General features: G+C 71.8%; 22 protein-coding genes. 15 read left to right on the plus strand and 7 right to left on the minus strand.

The features are described 5' to 3' along the window. The first annotated feature begins 47 nt into the window (after positions 1-47). The gene (locus tag OG386_RS39045) at positions 48-710 is read left to right on the plus strand and encodes a DUF4360 domain-containing protein (protein WP_328792060.1); all 663 of its coding nucleotides are present in this window, start codon (positions 48-50) and stop codon (positions 708-710) included. Between the two features lie 83 nt (positions 711-793). Here the strand turns inward: OG386_RS39045 and OG386_RS39050 are convergent, their stop codons facing one another. Together OG386_RS39050 and OG386_RS39055 are read right to left on the minus strand one after the other, a co-directional pair. Next, positions 794-1,846, minus strand: a complete 1,053-nt coding sequence (locus tag OG386_RS39050) for a LacI family DNA-binding transcriptional regulator (RefSeq protein ID WP_328792061.1) — start codon at positions 1,844-1,846, stop codon at positions 794-796. An 86-nt stretch (positions 1,847-1,932) separates the two neighbouring features. Beyond that, positions 1,933-2,361, minus strand: a complete 429-nt coding sequence (locus OG386_RS39055) for a MarR family winged helix-turn-helix transcriptional regulator (RefSeq protein WP_328792062.1) — start codon at positions 2,359-2,361, stop codon at positions 1,933-1,935. Positions 2,362-2,487: 126 nt separating this feature from the next. On the opposite strand from OG386_RS39055, the gene OG386_RS39060 reads away from it, so the two are divergent. Then, positions 2,488-3,372 (plus strand): MBL fold metallo-hydrolase, encoded by an 885-nt coding sequence (locus OG386_RS39060; protein ID WP_328792063.1) that lies wholly within the window; start codon positions 2,488-2,490, stop codon positions 3,370-3,372. Between the two features lie 19 nt (positions 3,373-3,391). Here the strand turns inward: OG386_RS39060 and OG386_RS39065 are convergent, their stop codons facing one another. Both OG386_RS39065 and OG386_RS39070 read right to left on the minus strand, forming a co-directional pair. Beyond that, the gene (locus OG386_RS39065; RefSeq protein WP_328792064.1) at positions 3,392-4,228 is read right to left on the minus strand and encodes a class II glutamine amidotransferase; all 837 of its coding nucleotides are present in this window, start codon (positions 4,226-4,228) and stop codon (positions 3,392-3,394) included. A gap of 88 nt (positions 4,229-4,316) precedes the next feature. Beyond that, positions 4,317-4,829, minus strand: a complete 513-nt coding sequence (locus OG386_RS39070) for a pyridoxamine 5'-phosphate oxidase family protein (RefSeq protein WP_328792065.1) — start codon at positions 4,827-4,829, stop codon at positions 4,317-4,319. A gap of 214 nt (positions 4,830-5,043) precedes the next feature. On the opposite strand from OG386_RS39070, the gene OG386_RS39075 reads away from it, so the two are divergent. Both OG386_RS39075 and OG386_RS39080 read left to right on the plus strand, forming a co-directional pair. Continuing rightward, positions 5,044-5,274 (plus strand): hypothetical protein, encoded by a 231-nt coding sequence (locus OG386_RS39075; RefSeq protein WP_328792066.1) that lies wholly within the window; start codon positions 5,044-5,046, stop codon positions 5,272-5,274. Positions 5,275-5,648: 374 nt separating this feature from the next. Continuing rightward, entirely contained in the window at positions 5,649-5,852 is a 204-nt protein-coding gene (locus OG386_RS39080) for a hypothetical protein (protein WP_328792067.1), read from the plus strand. A gap of 146 nt (positions 5,853-5,998) precedes the next feature. On the opposite strand, the gene OG386_RS39085 is transcribed toward OG386_RS39080, so the two are convergent. After that, positions 5,999-7,429 carry a glycoside hydrolase family 16 protein gene (locus tag OG386_RS39085; protein WP_328792068.1) on the minus strand — a complete coding sequence of 477 codons (1,431 nt, stop codon included), beginning with the start codon at positions 7,427-7,429 and terminating at the stop codon, positions 5,999-6,001. A gap of 299 nt (positions 7,430-7,728) precedes the next feature. Beyond that, on the minus strand, positions 7,729-8,016 hold the full coding sequence (locus OG386_RS39090; RefSeq protein WP_328792069.1) for a hypothetical protein: 288 nt from the start codon (positions 8,014-8,016) through the stop codon (positions 7,729-7,731). A gap of 188 nt (positions 8,017-8,204) precedes the next feature. Here OG386_RS39090 and OG386_RS39095 point away from each other — a divergent pair, with 188 nt between their 5' ends. Then, positions 8,205-8,414, plus strand: a complete 210-nt coding sequence (locus OG386_RS39095) for an acyl-CoA carboxylase epsilon subunit (protein ID WP_328792070.1) — start codon at positions 8,205-8,207, stop codon at positions 8,412-8,414. 50 nt (positions 8,415-8,464) lie between these two features. On the opposite strand, the gene OG386_RS39100 is transcribed toward OG386_RS39095, so the two are convergent. Next, the gene (locus OG386_RS39100) at positions 8,465-10,096 is read right to left on the minus strand and encodes an FAD-dependent oxidoreductase (RefSeq protein ID WP_328792071.1); all 1,632 of its coding nucleotides are present in this window, start codon (positions 10,094-10,096) and stop codon (positions 8,465-8,467) included. 276 nt (positions 10,097-10,372) lie between these two features. On the opposite strand from OG386_RS39100, the gene OG386_RS39105 reads away from it, so the two are divergent. The 10 genes from OG386_RS39105 (at position 10,373) to OG386_RS39150 (ending at position 18,100) form a co-directional block, all read left to right on the plus strand. Beyond that, entirely contained in the window at positions 10,373-11,470 is a 1,098-nt protein-coding gene (locus OG386_RS39105; protein ID WP_328792072.1) for a SchA/CurD-like domain-containing protein, read from the plus strand. 92 nt (positions 11,471-11,562) lie between these two features. Beyond that, positions 11,563-12,006 (plus strand): cupin domain-containing protein, encoded by a 444-nt coding sequence (locus OG386_RS39110; protein WP_266600549.1) that lies wholly within the window; start codon positions 11,563-11,565, stop codon positions 12,004-12,006. After that, positions 12,003-13,274, plus strand: coding sequence for a beta-ketoacyl-[acyl-carrier-protein] synthase family protein (locus OG386_RS39115; RefSeq protein WP_327387297.1), 1,272 nt, complete (start codon positions 12,003-12,005; stop codon positions 13,272-13,274). The genes OG386_RS39110 and OG386_RS39115 overlap by 4 nt, the downstream gene beginning before the upstream one ends. Beyond that, on the plus strand, positions 13,271-14,497 hold the full coding sequence (locus OG386_RS39120) for a beta-ketoacyl synthase N-terminal-like domain-containing protein (RefSeq protein ID WP_328792073.1): 1,227 nt from the start codon (positions 13,271-13,273) through the stop codon (positions 14,495-14,497). Before OG386_RS39115 ends, OG386_RS39120 begins: the two co-directional genes overlap by 4 nt. Positions 14,498-14,515: 18 nt before the next feature. Further along, positions 14,516-14,770 (plus strand): acyl carrier protein, encoded by a 255-nt coding sequence (locus OG386_RS39125; protein ID WP_030725715.1) that lies wholly within the window; start codon positions 14,516-14,518, stop codon positions 14,768-14,770. Between the two features lies 1 nt (position 14,771). After that, positions 14,772-15,251, plus strand: a complete 480-nt coding sequence (locus tag OG386_RS39130; RefSeq protein WP_327387300.1) for an SRPBCC family protein — start codon at positions 14,772-14,774, stop codon at positions 15,249-15,251. 20 nt (positions 15,252-15,271) lie between these two features. Continuing rightward, entirely contained in the window at positions 15,272-15,613 is a 342-nt protein-coding gene (locus OG386_RS39135) for a TcmI family type II polyketide cyclase (RefSeq protein WP_266600559.1), read from the plus strand. Between the two features lie 97 nt (positions 15,614-15,710). After that, complete coding sequence (locus tag OG386_RS39140; RefSeq protein ID WP_384827740.1) at positions 15,711-16,418, plus strand: NADPH-dependent FMN reductase; 708 nt, start codon at positions 15,711-15,713, stop codon at positions 16,416-16,418. Positions 16,419-16,484: 66 nt separating this feature from the next. After that, complete coding sequence (locus tag OG386_RS39145) at positions 16,485-17,402, plus strand: MurR/RpiR family transcriptional regulator (RefSeq protein WP_327387302.1); 918 nt, start codon at positions 16,485-16,487, stop codon at positions 17,400-17,402. 311 nt (positions 17,403-17,713) lie between these two features. After that, a complete protein-coding gene (locus OG386_RS39150; RefSeq protein WP_327387303.1) occupies positions 17,714-18,100 on the plus strand; it encodes a hypothetical protein in 387 nt (128 codons plus the stop codon). Positions 18,101-18,143 lie beyond the last annotated feature (43 nt).

An 18,143-nucleotide genomic window follows, 5' to 3' on the forward strand; every position in this document is an offset into this window, starting at 1 on the left:
TGCCCGTCGGCCGGCCGGGGCCGCCGCCGACCGCTATTCATGGCGACGTGATCAAGTCCCTCCGCACCGGATTCACCGCAGCCGCCGTGACCGCGACGTTCATCGCGCTCACCCCCGCCGCCGGGGCCTCGTCCTCGGCGCCCTCCGCCCCCACCGACCAGGTCACCGTGGACGTCGCCTCCGTGAACGGATCGGGCTGCCGTCCAGGCAGTGCCGCCGTCTCCGTGTCCCCGGACAACTCGGCCTTCACCGTCACCTACAGCGAATACCTGGCTCAGGCCGGCGGCGGCGTCTCCGCCGTCGAGGGCCGCAAGAACTGCCTCCTCTCCCTCGACGTCCACGTCCCCCAGGGGTACACCTACGCCGTGGCCAAGGTCGACTACCGCGGCTTCGGCAGCCTCGCACCGGGCGCGGTCGGCACGCAGAAGGCCAGCTACTACTTCCAGGGCATGAGCCAGACCGCGTACCGGACCCACAAGTTCAACGGCGAGCTCGTCGACAACTGGCAGGCGACCGACACCACCGGCGTCGAGGCCCTGGTCTTCGCGCCCTGCGGTGAGCAGCGCAACTTCAACATCAACACCGAGCTGCGCGCCGAGGTGGGCACCTCGGACCCGGCGCACACCAGCTTCATGGCGCTCGACTCGACGGACGGCAGCATCAACAGCGTGTACCACTTCTCCTGGAAGAAGTGCCCGGCCCGGCGCTGATCCGGGAACGCCCGCTCCCCGTTCGCAGGGGCCCTCCGTCCCGCGGGCCCCTGCGACGTGTCCGGTGCCGGTCCGGTGCCGGCTCAAGCCGAAGCGCGCCGCACCAGTGCCGTGGCGGTGATCACCGGATCGGGCGCGGTCAGCCGCCCGTCCGGACCGCCGTTCAGGCGGCGCATCAGCAGCCGTGCCATCAGACGGCCCATGCCCTCGATGTCCTGGCGCACGGTCGTCAGCGGCGGGTCGGCGCTCTCGGCCACCGGTTCGGCGTCGTCGAAGCCGACCAGCGCCACGTCCCCGGGCACCGTCCGGCCGCTCTCCCGCAGCACGCGCAGGGCGCCGGTCGCCATCAGGTCGTTCCCGGCGAAGACGGCGTCGATACCGGCGTCCCGGTCCAGCAGTTCCGTCATCGCGCGGGCCCCGCCCGCCGGGGTGAAGTCCCCTTCGGCGAACAGCTCCGGGCCGGCGGCCGCCAGTGCGTCCCGGTAGCCGCTCAGTCGGTCGGCGGCCGAGGTCTGGTCGAGCGGGCCGGCGATGTGCGCGATCCGCCTCCGGCCCTGCGCCAGCAGGTAGCGCACGGCCTCCCGCGCGCCCCCGCGGTTGTCGGCGTCGACGTAGACCACGCCCTCGCCGTCGTCCTCCCCGGTCCCGGTGGTCCAGCCGGGCCGGCCGCCGTAGACCGTGGGCATGCCGATGCGGCGGGTGATGGCGGGCAGCGGGTCGTCGGTGTGCAGGGAGAAGGCCAGGGCCCCGTCGACGTGGCCACCGGCCAGGTAGCGCTCGATCCGGTCGTAGTCGCCGCGGTCCTCGACCAGGAGGAGGACGAGCTGTGCGTCGTGCGCGGTCAACTCCTTGGCGATGCCGCGGACCTGGCGCGAGAAGAAGGGGTCCGAGAAGATCCGGACCTCCGGCTCGGCGATGATCACCGCGACGGCCCCGGTGCGCCGGGTGACCAGGGTGCGGGCCGCGTGGTTGGGGACGTACCCGAGCACGCGGATCGCGGTGCGCACCCGGTCCACCAGATGTGCGCGGACCCCGTCGCCGCCGTTGACCACGCGGGACGCGGTGGCCCGGGACACCCCGGCGTGCGCCGCGACGGCCTCCAGGGTGGGGCGGCTGTCGGGACGCGGCTCGGTCACGGATGCTCCTCCACGGTGTCCACGGGCGGTGGTCTCGACGGGCAGGTTAACCGGTGACCGCCCCCGGTCGCTGCCCCGCAGTCGGGTTACGGCCGCGCGGCGGCCCGCTCCAGCAGCCCCCGCAGGACGCCCTGTTCCTCCGGGGTGAGGCCGGACAGCGGCGAGTCCACGGCGAGCAGCGCGAGGAGGCGCTCGCGCAGCGCGATCCCCCCGGCGGTGAGGACGAGCTGCTTCGCGCGGCGGTCGGTGGGGTGCGGATGGCGCTCGATCAGGCTCTGCTTCTCCAGCTTGTCGACGACGAAGGTGGTGTTGGAGGGCTCGCAGCTCATGCGTTCGGCGAGCTCCCGCATGGTCATCGGCCCGCTCATCTCCCGCAGCGCGGTCGCCTGCGACGCGGTGAGGCCCAGGGCCGCGGCGCGCTCGCGCACGTGCTCGGAGATCCGCTGGGCCAGTCCGTTCACCAGGCCGCACAGCTGTCGCTCGGCGATGGCCTGAAGCTCCGGGGGCGTCGTCATGCCATCACCCTAGCAAGTCCGTGAAGCCGAAATATTTACAGCTTGAATGATTCGAACTTGATGCTTATGGTGATCGTCGCCGCGGCGGACCGCGGCGACCTGATGGCAACTCACGGGAGATGACCCATGGCTGACATGACGATGGCTCAGGGCGAGCGACTGCGCCGTCCGGCGGGAATCCGCTCGATACGGCTGGGCGACACCACGGTGTCCTACGTGCCGGACGGCGACGTACGGCTCCGGCCGCTGTCGCTGCTCCAGGACAGCACCGACGAGGTGTGGGCCGCGCATCCGCAGTACCTGGACCCCGCGGGCCACCTGGTGGGGAGCGTCGGCGGACTGCTCGTGGAGCACGGCGGCCGCGCCCTGCTGATCGACGCGGGCTTCGGCCCGCAGTCGCACGAGGCCCCGGAGGGCCCGCTCGCCACGATCCGGGGCGGCGCGCTCGTGCGCAGCTTGGCCGAACTCGGTCGCAGCCCCGAGGACGTGGCGGCAGTGGCCTTCACCCACCTCCACGCGGACCACCTGGGCTGGGCCTGCCACCCCGCGCCCGGCGCTGACCGGCCGGTGTTCGCCCACGCCGAGTACCTGGTGTCCGAGCCCGAATGGGAGCGGCGCGACCTCCTTGAGGCCCAGGGCATGGCCGAGCAGGTCGCGGCCCTGGCACCGCGCGTACGTACGATCACGGACGGTCAGGAGGTCTTCCCCGGCGTGCGCGTACGGATCACCCCCGGCCACACCGTCGGACACGCCGAGTACGTCATCAGCGGCGGCGGGCGCCGCCTGATCGCCTTCGGGGACGCCGTGCACTCGCCCCTCCAGATCGACCACCCCGCATGGTCCTCGGGCTTCGACCACGACGGCGCCCGCACCGCCGGCCACCGCCGGCGCCTCGTCGCCGAGCTGGCGGAGCCCGGCACCATCGGCTTCGGCGTCCACTTCGCCGACGTGGTGTTCGGACACGTCGTGCAGGACGGGGACGGCCCGGCCTGGCGTCCCCTGGACGCGTGACCCGCAGGTCAGGGGGCGGTCAGAACTCGGGGACGAAGGGGAGGTAGTCCGTTTCGGGCCCGGAGGGGATCACCACGTAACTGCTCTCGGGGAGTTCGTTCCACACGCCGGGCAGGTCTCCGAGCGGTTCGGACACCACGAGGCGGGTCTCGTCCGAGACCTCCCTCAGGTAGGGCACCTCCGGGTGCAGGTGCCGGACGGTCTCGGCCCGGGAACTGTAGAAGAGCGAGCGGGACCTTCCCTGGCTGGAGTAGCGGAAGGCCCACACGTGCACGCCGTCACTCACCGCCACCGTCATCTGGAGCGGTTCCGGTACGCCGTGCTCCTTGCCGAGGCGCTCCACGAACCCCGCCATCCTGGCCACCGCACCCGGGGCGTCCTGGTCGAGACCGAAAGTGACCGCCAGGTAGAACATCACCTCGGAATCGGTGGACCCCTCGATGGACGGGAAGAGCGCCGGGTCGACGGCCATGCACAGGTCGCGCTGGAGCCGGTGGAAGTCCGCGATCGCGCCGTTGTGCATCCACAGCCAGCGTCCGTGGCGGAAGGGGTGACAGTTGGACTGCTGGACGGCCGACCCCGTCGAGGCCCGGACGTGCGCGAAGAACAGCGGCGAACGGACGTGCGCGGCGAGCTCCTGCAGGTTGCGGCTGTTCCAGGCCGGGCCGACGTCCCGGAAGACCGCCGGGGTGCCGTTGCCGTCCGCGCTGTACCAGCCGATGCCGAAACCGTCGCCGTTGGTCGGTTCGGCGCCCATCTTGGCCCGCAGGCTCTGGTTGATCAGGGAGTGCTCGGGGCGGTAGAGCACGGTGTCGAGGAGCATGGGCGAACCCGAGTAGGCGAGCCAGCGACACATGCGCACCATCCCCTTCGCGACCTGCTCCGAGCCTAACCCCGCTCACGTCGGGGTTCTCGCGGGACGGGCCGTCCGCGGCGGCCGCGGGTCACGAGAAGAGCCAGCGCGTCTGGCTGTAGCCGCCCTTGCCGAAACCGAAGGCGGTGCCTGGGCGGACCGCGTAGACCACGGCCTCGCCCGCGTCGGGATTCACGAACACGCCGTCCCCGACCTCGAAATGCCACTCGGCGCCGTACTTGGCCTCCCAGGCGGCGGCGAGCCGGCGCAGCCGGTCGGGATCCGTGACCCGGGCCGCCTCACCCTCGACGACCAGGTCGAATCCCTCGTGGAGGGTATTGGTCCCGGTGGTGAGGACGACGTGCGGGTTGGCGCGGAGGTTCTTGGCCTTGCGCTCCTGGGGCCCGGTGCAGAAGTGCAGCGCGCCGTCCGCCCAGACCCCGATCAGCGGGGTGACGTGCGGCCGTGCGTCGGGGCGTACGGTCGTCAGCCAGTACAGTTCCGCCGCGGCCAGTCGGGTGACGGCTTCCCGCCAGGGCACGGCCGTCGCCCGCTCGTCGCTGTACCGCGCGTCCAGCTCGGCGCGGGGTTCCTCGTCGGGCACGGTCGTCCTCCTGGTGCGGCCTCCGGCTGCGGTCGTTCACCAGCCTGTCCCGGGGCGCGCCGGCCGTCCACCGGAGGCCGCGCCCCACCCCGCTCCCGAGCGCGCCCGGCTCCCGGCGGTCCGGTACGGAGGCCCCCCCACCATCCGTCCTGGCCGTCCGCCCACGGCCGTCACCGCCATCGGTATACCGTGCGATCTCCTGGAAGGAGTCGGCATGGCTGAGCATCAGGGTCCGGACTGGGCGAGAGGCCTCCTGGCCGTAGGTCTGTTGCTGTTGATCGTGGGATTCTTCGTCGGCTTGTGGCTGTCCGTGGTGGGCGGGCTGATGATCCTGTTCGTCGGCGCAGCCACGGCCAGCCAACGGCGCGCGAGCGGCCGGCCGCCGGAGACGCTCCTGCGGCCCGGTGACAGGCCGTGGCGCAAGGGGGAGGAGGACGGCCGCTGACGGCCCTTGGACGTGCAGCCTCACCATCACCGACGCGTCGATCCCCACGGAGCGCACGGGAGCTGCCCACCGATGCGGGAGCGAGCCCGTGGGTGGACGACGAACTGTTCGATGGCTCCCCCCGACGCCCTGTCCGACGGTCAGTCATGATGCCGGGCCCGTCACCGCTGCTGCCGGCGGGTGCGGGTAGTTCGAGGGGACGGGGCCGGAGGACCTTCCGTGCAGCCGACAGACCGAGCGCGATACTTGTGCCCCGGTGGGCAACCGGACCGAGGCGTCGTCGATGCGGGCCGTCCGGAGCGGCGCAAGCGCAGCACCTCGTGTGGTTCGGTCAGGAGGCGTGGCCGGTCAGCGTTTCGTACGGTCCTTCATCGGTGATCGAGCAGCTCCCCGAGGCGATCGACAGCCTGCGGTCGGACCGTTCCGCCGAGATCGACTTCTACGGGCAGGGGATCGAGCGACGCCTGACCTTCGTGCCGGCGGGGGACACCACGGAGAGCCGGTGCAGCTCGGGCACCGCAAGGCGTCCGGATCCGGACGGGACGTCCTGTCGCGTACGGCAGCGCCGGACCTGTTGACCGGCTTGGCCGGTGACGTCGGGGCCGCGCTGCGACGGGCTGCTCCCGAGCTTGCGGTGCGCACGCCATTCGGGACGTGGCGGGCGAGACGGACAGTCGCCGGTGTGCCGTCCCCGCGGAGTCCGCGGGGACGGCGCCGCCGCGCATCAATGGCCGAAGTCGAACCAGTTGACGTTCACGAAGTCGGCCGGCTGGCCGCTGGCGAAGGTCAGGTAGACGTCGTGCGTGCCCGTGACCGCGGTGATGTTCGCCGGCACCGTGCGCCAACTCTGCCAGCCGCCGGTGGAGGCGATCGAGAAGCTGCCGACCGGGGCCGAGGCCGGGTCGTCGAGCCGCACCTCGACCAGTCCGCTGACCCCGCCGGCCGCACCGCTGGCCACGCGCCCGTAGAACTGCTTGGCCGGGGTGGAGCCGAAGTCGACGCCCCGGAACAGTGCCCAGTCGCCGTTCCCGATCGCCGCGAGGTCCTGGCCGCCTCCGCTGTCCGTGCTGCTCTCCTTGATCATGCCCGACTGGCCGTCGTACGACTCGGCCTGGATCGCCGAGTACGCGTCGCGCTGACCGGGCGGCGTGGTGGGCGGTGTCGTCGGGGGAGTGGTGGGCGGGGTGGTGGGAGGCGTGGTGCCGCCGGTGGAGCGCAGGACGGACACGTAGTCCACGACCATCGCGTGTCCGGGCTGGGTACCCGAATCGGGGCCGCCGCCGAAGGCGTCCGGGAAGCCGCCGCCCATGGCGACGTTCAGGATGATGAAGTAGCCGTGGTTCGTGGCGTTGGTCCAGGTTGCCGCGTCGACCTGATTGGCCCGTACCGTATGGAAGTTGAACTCGTCGACGTAGAAGCGCATCTCCTCGACCGCCGTCGAGCGGTCCCACTCGACGGCGTACGTGTGGAAGCCGGCCTGGCAACTGGAGCCGGGGCAGACGCGCTGGCCGCCGATTCCGGACGTCTCGTTGCAGGGGCCGCCCGGACTCGTGCCGCAATGCAGGGTGGCCCAGACGTTGTTGAGGCCCTGGACGTTCTCCAGGATGTCGATCTCGCCGATGCCCGGCCAGTTCCACCAGTTGCCGCGGTAGGGGGCACCGAGCATCCAGAAGGCCGGCCAGTAGCCCTTGGCGGCCGGGCCCGTCACGTTCGGCATCTGGATGCGGGCCTCCGACCGGAGCTTGCCGCCCGCCGGGGGCTCGAAGTCGGCCCGCCGGGTCTCGACGCGGCCGGACGTCCAGTTGCCGGCGGCGTCCCGGCGCGGGGTGATGCGCAGGTTGCCCGTGCCGTCCAGGGAGACGTTGGCGGGGTCGGCGGTCATCGTCTCGATCTCGCCGGTTCCGAAGTTGGCGGGTCCGCCGGGGTAGGAGGTGCCGGTGGTGTACTGCCAGTCGGCCGTGTTCACCCCGGATCCCGCGGGTCCGTCGAAGTCGTCGAGGAACACCCGGGACCAGCCGGCCGGTGCGGGGGGAGCCGCGGCGTTCGCGGGTAGGACCACGGCCGCGGCGGCCGCCGCGACCACGGCGATCGTGCTGAGCGCGGCTAAGACGGCCCGCCGGGCCGTCGGCCGCTTCCTGCCGGATATCTCGTGCATGGGTGCCCTCTCAGAAGCGCGTCGAAGCGCGGTGCGGGGGGAAGGGTCAGTGGGTCGGGCGCCTTGAGAGCGCTCTCAAGCGGTGCCGCTGGACACTGTCCTCCGCGCCCTCACGGGCCGTCAAGAGATTGAACCGGCACGGCATTTGCGGGCAGGGCGAGTTCAATCAGTGAACGCGAGGCAGCCCGGGCCGAGGCGCGGCCGCCGCCGACCGGGGCCCCACCGCCGACCGGGCCGTTCCGCCGCCGGTCGACGGTCGGCGGCGGGACGCTCACCCGTAAGGACCAACTCGCCGTACGTCACACCGGCGGACCGAGCACCTCCTCGGCGCCGGGCAGGTCATGGACGGAGGCCGCCGTCCCGGTCAGCGGCAGCAGGCCGGACAGGGGGCACGGTACGGGCATCTCGTGGTCGACCTCCCACTGCCCGACCGCGGTGCCGGCCGACTTCCCGCCCGCCTTTCCGCCCGCTTTCCCGCCCGCGTGGTCCATGGTGCAGACGGCGTACAGGTTGCCGGCGCAGCCCCGGCACAGCAGCGGCCGGTGGCCGGTCACCACGGCCGGCCCAAAGTGCCGCGCACGGCGCACTCTTGTAGCGTCGGTCGCGACAGGGCTCCCGGTGATCCCACCGGAGTCCGCAGGCCGGTTCGCTCACGCGGAACACGTCCCGTCGGCGCGCCGAGCCACCCGTGTGCCGCCCGCGCCGGAGTCGAGCCGGTCCGCCCCTCGCGATGCGACCGGGCGCACGCGCAGCCCCCGTGAGAGAGGCCGTGCCGATGTCGAAGGATGTCCCGATAGCGAGCCTGCTGCGTGTCGAGAGGGGCGTCGCCGCCCCTGAGGAACTGGCCGCGATCGCGGTCGTCGTCGCGTGTTACGCCGGGCGGACCTCCGGCGGCGGTGACCCGGCCGCCGGCGCCGGACCCGGCCGCCGGCGCACCGCCGTACCGGCCTCCGGCTGCTGGGCAGGTTGCTGGGCCTGCCGCTGAACCGCTTCCGCCGGCCGCACGCACGGCCGGCGGAAACGGGGACGAGGTGGTCACGCCCGGTGCAGCACCGTCGAGAGGACCTCGCGCAGCGTCGCCGGGGCATCGGCCACGGCTCCCTCCGAGCGCCAGGCCACGAACCCGTCCGGCCGTACGAGCACGGCGCCCTCGGCGCTCATCGCGTGCGCCTCCGTCCAGTCCGAGCGCCCCTCCTGGACCAGATCCACACCCGGCCCGGAGCCGATCGTGTAGGCCTCCAGCCGCACCGACAGCCGCTGCGCCACCTGCTGCGCGGCCGCCTGCCACGGCGTCCCCGCGCCGCTGAGCAGCACGAAGGAACGCTCGTAGAGGTCCAGGGTGGAGATCCGCTCACCCGACCGGGTCACCCACATGTGCGGGGCCCGGGTTCCGGTGTCGCCGACCAGCCGCAGGGTCTCCGGGATGACGGGCCGTGCGGGCTCGCCGCCGACGAGCGCGCCCTTCGGGTAGCAGTAGCCCATGGCGGTGGTGAGGACCCCGCTGCCCGGCCCGCCGCCCATGGTGGGCGGCGGCGCGTACCCCGGGTGGCTGTGTTCCGCCGAACGGGCCGACGCCCGCTCGCTGGTGGCCCTGGCCACCGGCAGCCGCTCGGCCTCGTAGGTGTCGAGCAGCTCGATGCCGGCCGAGCCGTCCAGCACCGCGGAGATCTTCCACGCCAGGTTGTGCGCGTCCTGGATCCCCGTGTTGGACCCGAACGCCCCGGTGGGGGACATCTCGTGGGCCGCGTCCCCGGCCAGGAACACCCGACCGGACGAATACCGCTGCGCCACCCGTTCGGCCGCGTGCCACGGGGCCTTGCCGCCGATCTGCACGTCCAGGTCGGGTACGCCGATCGCGTCGCGGATCTGGTCCACGCACCGCTCGTCGGTGAAGTCCTCCAGGGTTTCGCCCTGCTCCGGGTGCCACGGGGCGTGGAAGACCCACTGCGTCTTGTTGTCCACGGGCAGCAGCGCTCCGTCGGCCCCCGGGCGGATCAGGTAGCAGACGATGAAGCGCAGGTCGCCCAGCACCTCGACGAGCTTCTCCGAGCGGAACGTGACGCTCACGTTGTGGAACAGCTCCCCGTTACCCGTCTGGGGGATCCGCAGCTGCTCCCTGACGGGACTGCGCGGCCCGTCCGCGGCGATCAGGAAGTCGGCGCGCACGGAGATGTGCTCGCCCGTCTCCCGGTCCTTCACCACGGCGTTCACCCCCGTGGCGTCCTGGTCGAAGCTCATCAGCTCGGTGGAGAACCGCACGTCGGCGCCCATGCCGCGGCTCTGTTCGGCCAGTACCGGCTCGACGTTGTTCTGGCTGCACAGACACCAGCCGGTCGGGCTGAACCGGGCCAGGGCCCCGGCCGGATCGATCGACTTGACCAGCCAGTTGTGGTCGCCGTCGGTCAGCGAGCGGGCCTGCAGAATGCCCTGGTTTCCCTCCAGTACGGACGCCGCCCGGCGGATCGCGCGCTCCGCCCCTGCCGTGCGGAACAGCTCCATCGTCCGGGCGTTGATGCCACGGCCCCGCGGGTGCGCGGAGGTACCGGAGTGCTTCTCGACCAGCAGGTGCCTCACTCCGTGGCGGCTCAGGAAAAGCGAGGTGGACAGGCCCACGAGGGAGCCGCCCACGACGAGAACCGGTACGCGAACATCGGCGTTGTCTTCCATCAGCTGCGGGCTCCTGTTTTCTGTGTGGGGGAGTGGAGTCTTTATGCCCGCGATCCGGGATCAGGCCCAGTTGATTCGCCGGTTGTCACCCGCTTGATCCGGACATGTAGCGGTACGTCCCTACCCGGATGACGATGAGCGACAGCGGCTCCCCCTGAGACGCGCCGGCCTGCCGTTGCCCCACCGAGGCGGCCGCCGGCCCGGGCGGACGCCACCGGTGACGGACGAGGGGTCCGTACGCGATGGATCTCCACCCCCTCATGAAGGAGTGAGTAGATGACAACCACCCTGTCCGAACGGGTGTCGCAGTCAGCCTTCGACGGCTCCATGCTCCGGGTCGTCCTGCTGATGGACCTCCACGAGGGGACCCAGCAGCAGTTCTTCGAGGCGTACGAACAGCTCCGCCACGACATCGCGTCGGTTCCGGGCCACATCAGCGACCAGCTGTGCCAGTCCTTCGAGAATCCCTCCCAATGGCTCATCACCAGCGAGTGGGAAAGCGCCCCGCAATACCTCGCATGGGTCAACAGCGACCATCACGCCGAACAGGTGAAGCCGCTCGGCGCGTGCGCCCGCGCCATGCGCCCGCTCAAGTTCACCGTCCTGCGGGAGACCGGCCGCGGCTACGGCCAGGAGGCCCGGCCGGCCACGGCGCGCCTGCAACAGACCCCCCGGTTGGGTGCCGGCATCGTGCGCCACGCCCTCACCTTCACCGTCAAGCCGGGAAGCGAGCAGGACGTCGCGTCCATCCTCTCCAGCTACGCCTCCCCGGCGGCCCGGGTCGACGACCACACCCGCTTGTGCCGCACCTCCCTGTTCATGCACGGCAACCGGGTCGTACGGACGGTGGAGGTCCAGGGCGACCTGATGGCGGCCCTGCGGCACGTCTCCGAGCAGCCCGAGGTGCGCGCCGTCGAGGAGGCCATCAACCCCTACCTCGAACAGGACCGGAACCTGAACGACCCGGAGTCCGCGCGCATGTTCTTCATGCGCGCGGCGCTCCCGGCGGTCCACCACATCGCCGCACCCGAGCCCGAGTCCGCCGAGGTCCAGCGGCACGCGCTCTTCTACCCGGCCAAGCCCGGCTGCGGCGTCGCGCTCGCCAAGTTCCTGGCCCGCCAGGACGAGGCGGCCGCACGCCATCCGGGCAGCCCCGTTCGGAGCAGCAGCATCTTCCAGCGTGACGACATCGTCGTCCGGCTCATCGACGTCCGCGGCCCGCTCGACGCCGAGCCCGACACCACCTTCGGCGTCTCGGGACCGCGCAAGGCGGCGGTGCTCGACCGGCTGACGGCCCGGGCCGGCAGGCGGATCCGCACCGCCGGCCACACCATGAACCTGATCACGGACCGCCGGGCACCCGCCGATTCCTGATCCTCCCCGGCCGTCCGGCCCACCCCCCCGTTCCACCCCCGATCCCGACCCATCCGCACCCAGGCTCTCCCCACACGCAGGAGGAACCCGCCATGACCCAACAGCGCCCACGCATCGTGGACCTCAGCGAGACGCCCCCCAACCGCCGGCGCGGCGGAGACCTCAGGGCGGTGCTCACCCCGACCTCCGTGGGTTCCACCAGCGGCTTCATGGGCCTGGCGATCATGGCCCCCGGGGAGTCGATCGCGGAGCACTACCACCCGTACTCCGAGGAGTTCGTGTACGTGGTCAGCGGCCGCCTCGAGGTCGACCTCGACGGCGAGGCCCACCCGCTGCGCACCGACCAGGGACTCCTGGTCCCGCTCAACACGCGCCACCGCTTCCGGAACGTCGGGGACACCGAGGCCCGCATGGTCTTCCACCTCGGCCCGCTGGCCCCGCGCCCCGAACTCGGCCACGTGGACACCGAGCAGGCCCCGCACCCGGAGAGCACCGCGTGGGAGCAGCCGCCGGACCGCACGGGAGCGGTCTCGTGACCCGCCGGCGGGTGGCCGTCACCGGAGTCGGTGTCGTCGCGCCCGGCGGGATCGGCGTCCGCGACTTCTGGGACCTGCTCTCCAACGGCCGTACGGCGACGCGCGGGATCAGCCTCTTCGACCCGGCCGGGTTCCGTTCCCGGATAGCCGCCGAGGTCGACTTCGACCCCGCCGCGCACGGCCTCGAACCGGGCGAGGCGGACCGGGCGGACCGCTACATCCAGTTCGCCCTGGTGGCCGCCCGGGAGGCGGTGAAGGACGCGGGGCTCGACCTCACCACGGACGAGGCCTGGCGGACCGGGGTCTCCCTCGGCACGGCCGTCGGCGGCACCACCCGGCTGGAGCACGACTACGTGGCCGTCAGCCAGTCCGGCTCCTGGTGGGACGTGGACCACAAGCGGGCCGGCCCGTTCCTGCACCGGGCGTTCACCCCCGCCACCCTCGCCTCCGCCGTGGCGGAGCAGACGGGTGCGCGGGGCCCGGTCCAGACGGTCTCCACCGGCTGCACCTCGGGACTCGACGCCATCGGGTACGCCGTGCACTCCATCGCGGAGGGCCGGATGGACGTGTGCATCGCGGGCGCGTCCGACTCACCCATATCGCCCATCACCGTGGCCTGCTTCGACGCCATCAAGGCGACCTCGCCGAACAACGACGACCCGGCCCACGCCTCCCGGCCGTTCGACGCCGACCGGGACGGGTTCGTCCTCGGCGAGGGCGGCGCCGTCCTCGTACTCGAAGAGCTGGAACACGCCCGCGCCCGCGGTGCGACCGTCTACTGCGAGATCGGCGGCTACGCCACCTTCGGCAACGCCCACCACATGACCGGGCTGACCGCAGAGGGCCTGGAGATGGCCCGGGCCATCGAAACGGCCCTCGCCGAGGCCGGCGTCGCCGCCGACGAGATCGACTACGTCAACGCGCACGGCTCCGGCACCAAGCAGAACGACCGTCACGAGACCGCGGCGGTCAAGCGGGTCCTGGGCGACCACGCCTACAAGACGCCGATGACCTCCATCAAATCCATGGTGGGGCACTCCCTCGGCGCGATCGGCGCCATCGAACTGGCGGCCTGCGTACTCGCCATGACCCACCAGGTGGTACCGCCGACGGCGAACTACGAGACGCCCGACCCCGAGTGCGACCTGGACTACGTACCCCGCGTCGCCCGCGGCCGGAAGCTGCGCAGCGTGCTCTCGGTCGGCAGCGGCTTCGGCGGATTCCAGTCCGCCGTGGTCATGACCCGGCCGAAGGAGGAGGTCTCGTGACCAGCCGTACGGTCATCACGGGCATCGGAGTCGTCGCGCCCAACGGCGTGGGCGCCGACGCCTTCTGGAAGGCGACCCAGTCCGGACTCAACGTACTGGACCGGGTCACCAGGGCGGGCTGCGAGCACCTGCCGCTGCGCGTCGCGGGCGAGGTCCGGGGCTTCGACCCGGGCGCCATGGTCGAGGACCGCTTCCTCGTCCAGACCGACCGCTTCACCCACCACGCCCTCGCCGCCGCCGACCTCGCCCTGGAGGACGCCCGGCTCGGCCGGGCCGACTACGAGGGCGACCCCTTCTCCGTGGGCGTCGTCACCGCCGCCGGATCCGGCGGCGGCGAGTTCGGCCAGCGCGAGCTCCAGCACCTCTGGGAGCAGGGGCCGCGCTTCGTGGGCCCGTACCAGTCGATCGCCTGGTTCTACGCCGCGAGCACCGGACAGATCTCCATCCGGCGCGGACTGAAGGGCCCCTGCGGGGTCGTGGCCAGTGACGAGGCGGGCGGACTGGACGCCTTCGCGCACGCCGTCCGCGGGATCCGCCAGGGCAGCCGGGCCATGCTGGTCGGGGCGACGGAGGCACCGCTGGCGCCCTACTCCATCGTCTGCCAACTGGAGTACGAGGGGCTGAGCACGGGGGAGGACCCCGATCGCGCCTACCGGCCGTTCACCGACAAGGCCTGCGGATTCGTCCCCGCCGAGGGCGGCGCGATGTTCGTCGTCGAGGACGAGGACGAGGCCCGCGGCCGCGGCGCCACCGTACGGGCCGTCCTGGCCGGCCACGGCGCGACCTTCACCGGCACCCGGCGACGGGACACGTCCGGCGAGGGACTCGCCCACGCCATCCGCGGCGCCCTGCGGGAAGCCGACTGCGCGCCCGAGGAGATCGACGTGGTCTTCGCCGACGCCATCGGGACCCCGGAGGCCGACGCGGCCGAGGTGGCCGCCCTCGCCGCCGCCCTCGGCGCGTACGGACGGAAGGTGCCGGTCACGGCGCCCAAGTCCGGTACCGGCAGGGCGTACTGCGCGGCTCCCGCCCTCGACACCGCGGCCGCGGTCCTGGCCCTGGAACACGGCATCGTCCCGCCGACCCCGAACGTCTACGACGTGTGCCACGACCTCGACGTGGTGACCGGCAGCGCCCGCGCCGCGGAGTTGCGCACCGCGCTGGTGCTCAGCCGCGGCCGGATGGGGTCGAACTCCGCGCTCGTCGTCCGCAAGGGCTCGTAGGAGGAAGGGAGCACAGAGATGTCCGACCGGCTGACCCTGGAGGAACTGGCGGCCCTCATGAAGAAGGCCGGCATCACCGTCGATCCCACGGAGTTGGCGAGCCGTCCGCACTCGGCCTTCGACGAGTACGGCCTCGATTCGCTGGGCCTGCTCGGGATCGTCGGCGAACTGGAGAACCGGCGGGGGCGGGCCCTGCCCACCCACGCCGACCGCTGCAAGACCCCCGGGGAATTCCTCGACCTCGTCAACCACAGTCTGATGACAGGAGCCTGACATGCCAGGACACACCGAGAACGAGATCACCGTCAACGCGCCCGTGGACCTCGTCTGGGAGATGACCAACGATCTCCCCAGCTGGCCGCAGCTGTTCAGCGAGTACGCCTCCCTTGAGGTCATCGAGGAGCAGGGCGACACCACCCGGTTCCGCCTGACCATGCACCCCGACGAGAACGGCAAGGTGTGGAGCTGGGTTTCGGAGCGGACCGTCGACCGCAAGGGCCTCACCGTCCGTGCCCGACGGGTGGAGACCGGCCCGTTCGCCCACATGGACATCCACTGGCAGTACTTCAAGGTGCCCGGCGGCACCCGGATGAAGTGGACCCAGGACTTCGCGATGAAGCCGGACGCCCCCGTCGACGACGCGTGGATGACCGACAACATCAACCGCAACTCCCCGATCCAGCTGGCGCTCATCCGGGACAAGATCGAGAAGCGTCAGCGCGAGGGCCGCGCCCCCGCCGTCAGCCGAGTCTGAGACGAAAGGCGAACACCCGGATGAACCAGACGCACCGCGCCCTCATCGTCGCCCGGATGGCGCCGGGATCGGCGCCGGACATCGCCGAACTCTTCACGGGTTCGGACGCGGGTGAACTCCCGCACCTGGTGGGGGTCACGCGCCGCAGCCTGTTCCAGTTCGGCGACGTCTACCTGCACCTGATCGAGTCGGACCGGCCGCCCGGCCCGGCCATCGCGAAGGTCACCGAGCACCCGGAATTCCGGGACCTCAGCGAGCGGCTGACCGCCTACATCAGCCCGCACAACCCGGACACCTGGCGCAGCCCGAAGGACGCCATGGCCCACGAGTTCTACCGCTGGGAGAACCCCGGCGCGAAGTGACCCGCGGCCCGGACGGGACCCGCACACCGAAGTGTGCGGGTCCCGCCGCATGTGGCCGATCACCGCAGAGCGCAGGAAGAGAGCAGGAGCAGACGGCATGAACCCGAGCGACACCGACCACTTCCCGGCGGATCCGGCCCGTCCGCACGACGGCGAGCACGCCCGTACCTCCCTGCACGTGCTCGTCCTGTCCGGTTCCTCCCGCACCGGATCGGTCAACGCCCGCCTCGGCTCCCTGGTCGCCGCCCTGGTGTCCCGGGCCGGCGCCACCGCACGGGCCGCCACGCTCGGCGACTTCCCGATGCCGCCGTACGACGGCGACGTGGAGGCCGACGAGGGACTGCCCGAAGGGGCCCTGGCCCTGTGCGCGCGGATCGAGGCCGCGCAGGCGCTGATCATCGCCTCCCCCGAGTACAACGCCTCCGTCCCGGGCGTGCTCAAGAACGCCATCGACTGGGTCTCCCGCTACCGTCCGCAGCCCTTCAAGGACAAGCAGACCCTGCTGGTGTCGGCCTCGCCCTCGATGGTCGGCGGCAACCGCGGGCTGTGGGCCCTGCGGGTGCCGCTGGAGCACCTCGGCGCGCGCGTCTACCCGGACATGTTCAGCCTGGCGGGCGCCCACCAGGCGTTCACCGAGGACGGCGCCCTCACCGACCCGGGCCTCGGCGAGCGCCTCACCAGTACGATCGGCTCCTTCCTCGACCTCGTCGAGGCCGACACCCGTTACCTGTGCCTGCAGCGCCGCTGGTACGAGTTCCTGGGCGACCGCACCGACGCTCCCGTGACCTCACGCGCCCAGGACTGATCATCATCGGCCACAGGGGGTGAGCTATGTTGGAGCGCGAGTGACATCAGTTAGGGAGGCCCTCGAGTGTCATCGGGGCAGCAGGCACGCGCACAAGCGGCTGCGATCACACCAGGGGGTCAGTCGTCCGAAGAGGTCCGTCCTCCGGCCGACCGGCTCCTCGCGCTCTTCGACGGACGCCGCCTGTCACCGGGCCAGCGCCGCATCGCCCAGTACTTGATCGACCACCTCACCGAGGCCGCGTTCCTCTCGATCACCGAACTGGCCGAGCGGGTGGGCGTGAGCCAGCCCTCCGTGACCCGGTTCGCCGCCTCCCTCGGCTTCAGCGGCTACCCCGCCCTGCGGGACGTGCTGCAGCCGATCGCGCTCAGCGCCGTCGCCGGTGCCCCGGACACCCGCGCGCAGATCCGCCGCAACGAGCTGCAGGAAGCCGTCGACGCCGAGATCGAGAACCTGGAGAACGTGCGCAGGCTGCTCGCCGACACCGACCAGGTGCTGGACATCGGCCGCGAGCTGGCCGCCTCCGTGCCGCTGACCGTCCTCGGCCTGCGCATCTCGGTCTCGCTCGCGGAGTACTTCGCCTACGCGGCCCGGCGCATCCACCCCGACGTGCGCCTGGTGACCCGCGGCGGCAGCGTCGCCTTCGACGCGCTGCTGCAGTCCAGGGCGGCCGGCGGGACCTGGGTGCTGGCCTTCGCCATGCCGCGGCACGCCAAGGAGACCCTGGCCGCCATCCGCGCCGCCCGCAGTACGGGGCTGCGCGTGGTCCTGATCACGGACCCCACCCTGGGGCCGCTGGTGGACGAGGCGGACGTGTCCCTGACCGCGGGCACCGGGTCCCGGCTGGTTTTCGACTCGTACGCGGCGCCCGGAATGCTGTCCGCGGCCCTGTTGCAGGCGATGGCCGACGCGGACCCGGAGCGGACCCAGGCCCGACTGGAGGGCTACGAGCACGTGGCCGACCAGCACGGCTTCTTCCTGTAGCCCGTGCCGGCCTGCTTCACCAGGCGATATTCAGCCCTCGACGTGCATGAAATTTTTCATACTCTTGCTTACTCGACGGTATATATGTTTACTGACGAAGGCGCTCCGGATCCACCAGATGCCAAGGAGGACCCCCATGTCCTCCCGAACGTACTCGCGGTACGACGAACCTCCTCAGGTCGCGACCGCGTGTCGGATCCAGGCTTTGGATCCCCGCAGAGCGCCCATGGCGGCCTCGGTCAACCCCTGGGCCGAGGCCGCCCCCCAAGAACGTCTCGATCAGAGTTCGACTCCACTCGGAAGTGACGAGAATGCCTCAGACGGCCACGTACACCCTCAGCCCTGACTGGCCCATGCAGGTCAAGGCACCCGGGACGCACGACTGGGAGCGCAGCGCCGCGCGCTGGCTGCGGGATCTTCTCCCGGCCCGCTACGGCGGCTACCTGACCCTCACTCGCCACCACGCCCTCCTGGCCCGGCACGTCCAGCTCCAGCTGCAGCACGAGATGCGCGCGGTGCGGACGGCCCTGCAGACCAGCCGCGCCGAGCTGCCCACCATGGGCATCGCCGAGTCGGTCATCGAGAACTCGATCAGGATGTACGCCGTCGAGCTGGAGCAGCTGGGCCGGCTCGCCCGCGGCGCACGCCTCGTGTCCGACGCGCTCCTCGTCGGCACCCCCGCCCAGCGCCGGCGCTGACCGCGACGTCCGCAACGTCCTTGGGCCCGCCACGTTCGCTGCG

The sequence above is a fragment of the Streptomyces sp. NBC_00273 genome (assembly GCF_036178145.1).
GTDB lineage: Bacteria > Actinomycetota > Actinomycetes > Streptomycetales > Streptomycetaceae > Streptomyces.

Excerpts from the sequence above, each read along its gene's own strand:
- OG386_RS39055 (WP_328792062.1), bottom strand. The coding sequence starts at position 2,361 with ATGACGACGCCCCCGGAGCTTCAGGCCATCGCCGAGCGACAGCTGTGC.
- OG386_RS39150 (WP_327387303.1), top strand. The coding sequence starts at position 17,714 with ATGCCTCAGACGGCCACGTACACCCTCAGCCCTGACTGGCCCATGCAG.
- OG386_RS39065 (WP_328792064.1), bottom strand. The coding sequence starts at position 4,228 with ATGTGTCGCTGGCTCGCCTACTCGGGTTCGCCCATGCTCCTCGACACC.
- OG386_RS39100 (WP_328792071.1), bottom strand. The coding sequence starts at position 10,096 with ATGGAAGACAACGCCGATGTTCGCGTACCGGTTCTCGTCGTGGGCGGC.
- OG386_RS39130 (WP_327387300.1), top strand. The coding sequence starts at position 14,772 with ATGCCAGGACACACCGAGAACGAGATCACCGTCAACGCGCCCGTGGAC.
- OG386_RS39140 (WP_384827740.1), top strand. The coding sequence starts at position 15,711 with ATGAACCCGAGCGACACCGACCACTTCCCGGCGGATCCGGCCCGTCCG.
- OG386_RS39125 (WP_030725715.1), top strand. The coding sequence starts at position 14,516 with ATGTCCGACCGGCTGACCCTGGAGGAACTGGCGGCCCTCATGAAGAAG.
- OG386_RS39095 (WP_328792070.1), top strand. The coding sequence starts at position 8,205 with ATGTCGAAGGATGTCCCGATAGCGAGCCTGCTGCGTGTCGAGAGGGGC.
- OG386_RS39105 (WP_328792072.1), top strand. The coding sequence starts at position 10,373 with ATGACAACCACCCTGTCCGAACGGGTGTCGCAGTCAGCCTTCGACGGC.
- OG386_RS39060 (WP_328792063.1), top strand. The coding sequence starts at position 2,488 with ATGGCTGACATGACGATGGCTCAGGGCGAGCGACTGCGCCGTCCGGCG.
- OG386_RS39085 (WP_328792068.1), bottom strand. The coding sequence starts at position 7,429 with ATGCACGAGATATCCGGCAGGAAGCGGCCGACGGCCCGGCGGGCCGTC.
- OG386_RS39075 (WP_328792066.1), top strand. The coding sequence starts at position 5,044 with ATGGCTGAGCATCAGGGTCCGGACTGGGCGAGAGGCCTCCTGGCCGTA.
- OG386_RS39135 (WP_266600559.1), top strand. The coding sequence starts at position 15,272 with ATGAACCAGACGCACCGCGCCCTCATCGTCGCCCGGATGGCGCCGGGA.
- OG386_RS39110 (WP_266600549.1), top strand. The coding sequence starts at position 11,563 with ATGACCCAACAGCGCCCACGCATCGTGGACCTCAGCGAGACGCCCCCC.